This window comes from Nocardiopsis quinghaiensis, assembly GCF_008638365.1.
Classification (GTDB): Bacteria; Actinomycetota; Actinomycetes; order Streptosporangiales; family Streptosporangiaceae; genus Nocardiopsis; species Nocardiopsis quinghaiensis.
On record NZ_VWVU01000022.1, the window covers coordinates 104,623 to 112,950 of the forward strand.

The following is an 8,328-nucleotide window of genomic DNA, read 5'->3' on the forward strand; positions in this document are numbered from 1 at the left end:
CGTCCGGAGGTCCCCGCCGCTGTACGGCGGCCCGGTTGTTCACGCGGTATCGCACCCCATGATTAATTGGGTGTGAACAGCCTACGTAAGGAGAATCACAGTGGCCGACAGCACTCCCCCGAGCCAGGAGACACTGTCCAACCTTCTCCACGAGACGCGCACCTTTCCCCCGCCGGAGGAGCTCGCAGCCAACGCCAACGTCAAGGCCGACGCCTACGCCAAGGCCGACGAGGACCGTCTCGCCTTCTGGGAGGAGCAGGCCCGCAGGCTGCAGTGGGAACAGCCCTGGGACAAGGTCCTGGAGTGGAACCCGCCCTACGCCGAGTGGTTCGTCGGCGGCAAGCTCAACGCCTCCGTCAACTGCGTGGACCGGCACGTGGCCAACGGCCTGGGTGAGCGGGTCGCCTACCACTGGGAGGGCGAGCCCGGCGACACGCGCACCATCACCTACGCCGAGCTCAAGGACATGGTGTCCCAGGCCGCCAACGCCATGACCGAGCTCGGTGTCGGCAAGGGCGACCGCGTCGCCATCTACATGCCGATGATCCCCGAGACCGTCGTGGCCATGCTCGCCTGCGCACGTATCGGCGCCGTCCACATGGTCGTGTTCGGCGGTTTCTCCGTGGACGCCCTCGGCCAGCGCCTGGACGACAGCCAGGCCAAGCTCGTCGTCACCGCCGACGGCGGCTACCGCCGCGGCAAGCCGAGCGCGCTCAAGCCCGCCGTGGACGGCGCGGTCGCCGAGCGTCCCGCGGTCGAGAAGGTCCTCGTCGTCCGACGCACCGGCCAGGACGTCGAGTGGACCGACCGCGACGTGTGGTGGCACGACGTCGTGGACTCCCAGAGCACCGAGCACACGCCGGAGGCGCACGACGCCGAGGACCCGCTGTACATCATGTACACCAGCGGCACCACGGCCAAGCCGAAGGGCATCCTGCACACCACGGGCGGCTACCTCACCCAGACGTCCTACACCCACTGGGCGGTCTTCGACCTCAAGCCCGAGACCGACGTCTACTGGTGCGCCGCCGACATCGGCTGGGTGACCGGCCACTCCTACATCGTGTACGGTCCGCTCTCCAACGCGGCCACCACGGTCCTGTACGAGGGCACCCCGGACACCCCGCACAAGGGCCGCTTCTGGGAGCTCGTGGAGAAGTACAAGGTCACGATCGCCTACATGGCGCCCACGGCGATCCGCACCTTCATGAAGTGGGGCGACGACATCCCCGCCGAGTTCGACCTGTCCAGCCTGCGTGTCATCGGGTCGGTGGGCGAGCCCATCAACCCCGAGGCCTACATGTGGTACCGCAAGCACATCGGCGGTGACCGCACACCGGTCGTGGACACCTGGTGGCAGACCGAGACCGGCGCCATCATGGTCAGCCCCCTGCCGGGCGTGACCTCCGGCAAGCCGGGCGCCGCCATGAGGGCCATTCCCGGCATCGGCGCCGACGTCGTGGACGAGGAGGGCAACTCCGTCCCCGACGGCGGGGGCGGCTTCATCGTCATCCGCGAGCCGTGGCCGTCCATGCTCCGCGGCATCTGGGGCGACCCCGAGCGCTACAAGGACACCTACTGGTCGCGCTTCGAGGGCCTGTACTTCCCCGGCGACGGTGCGAAGAAGGACGAGGACGGCGACATGTGGCTGCTGGGCCGCGTGGACGACGTCATGCTCATCTCCGGCCACAACCTCTCCACCACCGAGGTCGAGTCCGCACTGGTCTCGAACCCGCGCGTGGCCGAGGCCGCGGTGGTCGGCGCGGCCGACAAGGTCACGGGGCAGGCCATCGTCGGCTTCGTGATCCTGCGCGGCGGCGGGGACGAGGTCCCCGAGGACCTGGTCCAGGAACTGCGCGACCACGTCGGCGCCTCGCTCGGACCGATCGCCAAGCCCGCCCGGCTCCTGGCGGTTCCCGAGCTGCCCAAGACCCGCTCCGGCAAGATCATGCGGCGCCTGCTGCGCGACATCGCCGAGAACCGGGCGATCGGCGACACCTCCACGCTGACCGACTCCTCGATCATGGAGGTCATCGCCAAGCAGCTGCCGTCCGCCAAGCACGGGGACTGAGCGGGCGGTCCGGCGGACCACCCACCACGCGGGACACGCCTGCCAGTGACGGCGCCCCGGCCACGAGCCGGGGCGCCGTTCCCTTGTCCCGCCCACCCGTGCGGCGAAACCCGGCGGCGTCGTTGCGCGTGCCGTGAGAGGCAGGCGAGATCGGGTATGTGCGAGGATGCGGAAGATCATGCGCGCGTTCGGACCGAGAGAAGGGAACCCCCACGATGGCGTACAAGCCGGGTACCGGTGAACCTGGCGCCACCAGGGACACCGACCGCTCCATCAGCGAACTGGTCTCAGACGCCACGGGCAACATCTCCCGGATCGTGAACCTGGAGATCAGGCTGGCCAAGATGGAGGCCAAGGCCGACGCGGTCCGGATCGGCAAGGGCATCGCCGGCTTCGCGGTCGTCGGGGTGCTCGCCCACATCTTCGTCATCCTTCTCTCGGTGACCGTCGCCTTCGCCCTGCACGAGGTGTTCGGACTGCCCGCGTGGGCCTGCCTCGGCATCGTCACGCTCGCCTACCTGCTGCTCATCGTGGTCTTCGGGCTGTTCGCCCTCGTCAACTTCCGCAAGCGGGAGGGCCTGCGGCGCACCACGCTGACCGCCTCCCGCCTCAAGGGCATCCTGCGCGGCGACATCCGCCCGCCCAAGGACGCCGCCGCCGACGGCTCCGCCGAGATGTCCGCTCCCGTGATGCGGTAGGCCCAGCGCGGTGTTGGACGACTCGGACGCCTACGTCGACGGCCCCTGGACCCACAGGACCGTCAGCGCCGCGGGCGCGCGCTTCCACGTCGCCGAGACCGGCGAGGGGCCGCTCGTGCTCCTCCTGCACGGCTTCCCCCAGTTCTGGTGGGCCTGGCGGTCCCAGCTGACCGCGCTCGCCTCCGCCGGGTACCGCGCGGTCGCCGTCGACCTGCGCGGCTACGGCGCCAGCGACAAGACCCCCCGCGGCTACGACCTCGTCACCCTCGCCCAGGACGCCGCCGGGCTGGTCCGGGCACTCGGCTCGCGGGACGCGGCCGTGGTGGGGCACGGTGTGGGCGGCCTCGTCGGATGGACCATGACCGCCTACCACCCGGGCGTCGTGCGCGCCCTGGCCGCGGTGTCGTCGCCGCATCCGCGCGGCGCCGCGCGGGTCCTGGCCTCCGGGGGGCCGGGTGTGCGCCACATGCTCAAGGCCCAGGTGCCCGTCCTTCCCGAGCACCGGCTCCTGACCGACGGGTGCGTGCGCCTGGGCGACCTGCTGCGTGAGTGGTCCGGTCCCGGCTGGCCGGATCCCGAGGCCGAGGAGCGCTACCGCCGCGCCTTCGCCATCCCGAAGGTCTCCCACTGCTCACTGGAGTCCCACCGCTGGATCTTCCGGTCGCGGTGGCGCTCGGACGGCCTCCGCTACAACGCCAGGATGCGCGTGCCCGTACGCGTGCCCGTCCTCCAGGTCCACGGGGCCCTCGACCCGGTCTGCCCGCCCGAGACGGCACGCGCCTCGCGGCGCGCGGTCACGGGGGCCTACCGTTGGAGGCGGATTCCGGGTGCGGGACACTTTCCGCACGAGGAGCGCCCCGAGGAGGTCTCCCGCGCGCTCGTGGAGTGGTTGGCGGAGATCTCCCCGGAGACGCGGACGGAGCCCTCGGCGGAGAGGGAGAACGGCGGAGGGGTACTGATGGCGACGGAACCCGTGAACGAGCACACCGATCAGCTTCCCGGTGACCGGGACCGGGCCGGCGGACGGGACCGCAACGTCACCGGGCAGGCGCAGAACCAGCGCCCCCGGGACCGCTACGGGCGGCCGCTGCCGCACGGGAGCGAGGGCGAGGTCGAGCGGGTCCCCGACGACGCCGTGTTCTCCGCCGCCGAGGGCCTGGAGGAGGCCCAGCGCCTGCTCGACGGAGGGTACGCCTTCACCGCCCACGAAGTCCTCGAAGCCGTGTGGAAGTCCTCGCCCGACCCGGAGCGGGAGCTGTGGCGCGGTCTCGCCCAGACGGCCGTGGGCGTCACCCACGCGCAGCGCGGCAACAGGGTCGGCGCCGCACGCCTGCTGAGGCGGGGCGCGGACCGCGTGGAGCCGTTCGGACCGGACGCCCCCCACGGGGTGGACGTGGCCGGTGTGGCGGCGTTCGCCCGGTCCCTGGCCGACGACCTGGACGCCGGACGCGCCCAGCCGGGCGAGGGCGTCGACCCCTCGGGGATGCGCCTGCTCGGGCGGTAGCCGACGGGCGCGCCGAGCCCGGCCGCCGGTTCCCCGCCGGCGGCCTCTTCAGCCTGTCGGGACCGCGGCGCTCCCTGTGACCAGTGGAGCTCGTGTGGCCGATGGTGCCTGTCCCTGTTTTAAGCCCTTATGTGAGCTTTAGCGTTAACATCGTGTTACTGCATTATGCGATGTTATGTAAGTCAAATGTTGCTAGTAAAGGCATTTATCCTCTTCCTGAGATCACCGGAAGATCACATCTTAGGGTTGTCTTGAAGAAACCCCGAACCGGCTCTCACCTTTCTCCGTTGTCGTGCGTAGAATCCCCGGATCACCGCCCGTGAGCACATGGCACGGGCGGTATGCACCACAACCAAAGGTGGCACCGCTTCGACCCCGCCAAGCGTGCCGTCGGGCCAGCTCAGGCTCCTTCCGGACGGCGGTACGTCCACGGCCGCGCACGGAACCGGCGCCCACGCGGCGAACCGTTCCACGCGCTTCCCGGTGGACGGGGCCGAAAAGGTCGTGCCCGTCTCAAGGAGGACGGATTGTCTGGGCTCAACCTCGCCGCTGAAAGCGGCATGGCCCTATCACTGGCAGGCACCGACTTCACCCTCGTCATCATCGTCATGGTGGTGGCCCTGCTGGCACTCGCCGTCGCGGGAGTGCTGGTACGTGAGGTCCTCGCCGCAGAGCAGGGCACAGAGCGAATGCGCAACATCGCGGTCGCGGTGCAGGAAGGAGCGGCGGCCTACCTCACACGGCAGTTCCGCACCCTCGCGGTCTTCGTCGTCCTCATCCCGTTCCTGCTGCTCATGCTCCCCGCCGATTCCTGGGCCATCGCCATCGGCCGGTCGGTCTTCTTCGCCCTCGGCGCACTGCTGTCGTCGGCGACCGGCTTCATCGGCATGTGGCTCGCCGTACGCGGCAACGTCCGGGTCGCGGCGGCCGCCCGGGGAGGTGACGCCGCCGCCAACCGCACCTCCATGCGCATCGCCTTCCGCACCGGCGGGGTGGCGGGCATGATCACCGTCGGCCTCGGCCTGTTCGGCGCGGCCGCCGTCGTCCTCCTCTACCGGGGCGACGCGCCCATCGTCCTGGAGGGCTTCGGCTTCGGCGCGGCCCTCCTCGCCATGTTCATGCGTGTGGGCGGCGGCATCTTCACCAAGGCCGCCGACGTCGGCGCCGACCTCGTCGGCAAGGTCGAGCAGGGCATCCCCGAGGACGACCCCCGCAACGCCGCCACCATCGCCGACAACGTGGGCGACAACGTGGGCGACTGCGCCGGTATGGCCGCGGACCTCTTCGAGTCCTACGCGGTCGTGCTCGTGGCCTCGCTGATCCTGGGCCGGGTCGCCTTCGGCACCGAGGGCCTGGTGTTCCCGCTCCTGGTCCCCATGATCGGCGTGCTCACCGCCATGATCGGCATCTTCCTGGTCGCTCCCCGCGCCCGGGACAAGACGGCGATGTCGGCGATCAACCGCGGCTTCTTCATCTCCGCGGGGATCTCCGCCCTGCTCGTCGTCGGTACCTCCTTCTGGTACCTGCCCGCCAGCTTCGACGGGCTGTCCGGCGTCAGCCCGGAGGTCCTGGCCGAGATCGAGGCGGCCGGGACCGATCCGGACCCGAGGTTCATCGCCGTCGCCGCGGTCCTCATCGGCCTGGTGCTCGCCGCCGCCATCCAGCTGCTCACCGGCTACTTCACCGAGACCGACCGGCGCCCCGTCCGCGACATCGGCGCGAGCTCGGAGACCGGCGCGGCGACCGTCATCCTCTCCGGTATCTCCGTCGGTCTGGAGTCGGCCGTCTACTCCGCCCTGCTCATCGCGGGGGCGGTCTACGCCGCGTTCCTCCTCGGGGGCGGTTCCATCACCCTGAGCCTGTTCGCCGTGGCCCTCGCCGGGACCGGCCTGCTCACCACCGTCGGCATCATCGTGGCGATGGACACCTTCGGCCCGGTCGCCGACAACGCCCAGGGCATCGCGGAGATGTCCGGCGACGTGGAGGGCGGGGGCGCGGACATCCTCACCGGGCTCGACGCCGTCGGCAACACCACCAAGGCGATCACCAAGGGCATCGCCATCGCCACCGCGGTCCTGGCCGCGACCGCGCTGTTCGGCGCCTTCCGCACCTCGGTGCAGGCGCAGCTCGGCGACACCGACGCGTTCTCGCTCTCGCTGGACCGGCCCGACGTGCTCGTCGGCGTCATCATCGGCGCCAGCGTGGTGTTCTTCTTCGCCGGACTGGCCATCACGGCGGTCGGCCGCGCGGCCGGCCGTGTGGTGCTGGAGGTGCGCGACCAGTTCCGCACCCGCCCGGGGATCATGGACGGCACGGAGAAGCCCGACTACGCGCGGGTGGTCGACATCTGCACGAAGGACTCCCTGCGGGAACTGGTCACCCCGGGCCTGCTGGCGGTCCTCGCGCCGATCGCGGTCGGCTTCGCCCTGGGCTACGCGCCGCTGGGCGCGTTCCTCGGCGGCGCCATCGCCGCCGGTGTGCTCATGGCGGTCTTCCTCGCCAACTCCGGCGGTGCCTGGGACAACGCCAAGAAGCTCGTCGAGGACGGCCACCACGGCGGCAAGGGCTCGGAGGCCCACGAGGCCACGATCATCGGCGACACGGTCGGCGACCCCTTCAAGGACACCGCCGGGCCCGCCATCAACCCACTGCTCAAGGTCATGAACCTCGTCGCGCTGATCGTGGCGCCCAGCGTGGTGATCTACGCGGACAACGTCGTTCTCCGGGTGGCGGTGACCGCGGTGTCCGTGGGCGTGCTCGTCGGCGCGGTCCTGTGGTCCAAGCGCCGCGGTTCGGGCACGGAGACCGACCTCGCCGAGACCGGTGGCCAGTCCGCTCCCAAGGGCGCCCCCGAGGCCGGGGGCGGCGGTGCCACCCCGCAGGGGGAGGTCTCCCAGCCCGAGGACACCGGTGCGGAGAAGAGCACCGGCACCGACGCGGACGACCGTCGGGAGGAGGCCCGCGCGGGAGAGGGCAAGTAGCACGGGACAGGAGGTCGGGGCGCGGCCGTCCGGGGACTCCGGGCGGCCGCACCCGTGCCGGGGACCGCACCTAACCTGGAGCCACGGGGACGACCAGCACACGCGCTGTTCGTGTCGGCTACCGAAGGAAGTGGTGCCCGGTGTCCGGGATGAAGGGACTGTTCGCCATCGTGGCGATCATGGTGGGATTCATCGGCGCGCTCGCCGTCGTCGCGACGAGCCTGGCCTCATGAGCGGCGCGAACGACAGGGACGGCACGCGCACACTGCTGCTCATGCGGCACGCCGAGGCCGAGAACGGGAACGGACTCCAGGACTTCGACCGGCCCCTCGCCGACCGGGGCCGGAGCCAGGCGGAGGCGGTCGGGCGCCTGCTCGCCGGGCGGGGGTACGCGCCGGACCACGTGATCTGCTCGGCGGCCAGGCGCACCAGGCAGACCCTGGACGGGGTCCTGGGTGCGATGGACCTGGCGTCGCGGCCGGAGGTGGACTACTCCGAGGCCGCCTACTCGGCGGGTGCGGACACGCTCCTGGAACTGGTGAACCAGGTCGACGCCGACGCGGAGACCGTCCTGGTCGTGGCGCACAACCCGACGGTGGCGCAGCTGGCGGCCTCCTTCGTGGGGGGAGAGGCCCTGGCGGCCTACGCGCCGGCCACGGTCGCGGCCGTCGAGCTGGAGGTGGAGTGGCTGTACGCCGCACCGGGGACCGGCACGGGAAGGCTGCTGAACTGACCGCGTCGGCGATGTGACCCAGGTCACTCGGTTTCGAGTTGCCAGACCGGTGGGTGCGGGGTAATGTTCTCCGAGTCGCCACCGACCGGCCCAAGGCCGCGAGGGGCTGCGACACCTCTTCCGAGCGAAACGAACACGGTCTCCGTGGGCGTGCCGGATCTCCCGTGAAACTCCGAGGAACTTCTTCGATGAGGAAGCCCTGGGATTTCGGGAATCCTCTCCGAAACCGTGTTGGTTCGAGCAGTGCTCTGAGCCGGTAGGCTTCGGGAGGCGCTTCCACAGAAATGCGGAAGCGGACGGGCTTTACCCCGATCAGGAACACCACAAACCGCCGGTTTGGC

General features: G+C 70.7%; 5 protein-coding genes and 1 pseudogene. All 6 read left to right on the plus strand.

Going from position 1 to position 8,328, the window contains the following annotated elements; translation table 11 throughout:
* The first annotated feature begins 100 nt into the window (after positions 1 to 100).
* Positions 101 to 2,071 (plus strand): acetate--CoA ligase, encoded by a 1,971-nt coding sequence (gene acs, locus FYX01_RS20900; protein ID WP_150243972.1) that lies wholly within the window; start codon positions 101 to 103, stop codon positions 2,069 to 2,071.
* Positions 2,072 to 2,286: 215 nt separating this feature from the next.
* A complete protein-coding gene (locus FYX01_RS20905) occupies positions 2,287 to 2,769 on the plus strand; it encodes a phage holin family protein (RefSeq protein ID WP_150243973.1) in 483 nt (160 codons plus the stop codon).
* 115 nt (positions 2,770 to 2,884) lie between these two features.
* Positions 2,885 to 3,583: pseudogene (locus FYX01_RS26825) on the plus strand (alpha/beta fold hydrolase); the annotation flags it as partial.
* Positions 3,584 to 3,727: 144 nt separating this feature from the next.
* Positions 3,728 to 4,273 carry a DUF309 domain-containing protein gene (locus FYX01_RS26830; RefSeq protein ID WP_223830574.1) on the plus strand — a complete coding sequence of 182 codons (546 nt, stop codon included), beginning with the start codon at positions 3,728 to 3,730 and terminating at the stop codon, positions 4,271 to 4,273.
* Between the two features lie 560 nt (positions 4,274 to 4,833).
* The gene (locus tag FYX01_RS20915; protein ID WP_150244000.1) at positions 4,834 to 7,254 is read left to right on the plus strand and encodes a sodium-translocating pyrophosphatase; all 2,421 of its coding nucleotides are present in this window, start codon (positions 4,834 to 4,836) and stop codon (positions 7,252 to 7,254) included.
* Positions 7,255 to 7,483: 229 nt separating this feature from the next.
* A complete protein-coding gene (locus FYX01_RS20920) occupies positions 7,484 to 7,987 on the plus strand; it encodes a SixA phosphatase family protein (RefSeq protein WP_223830572.1) in 504 nt (167 codons plus the stop codon).
* The last annotated feature ends 341 nt before the right edge of the window (positions 7,988 to 8,328 follow it).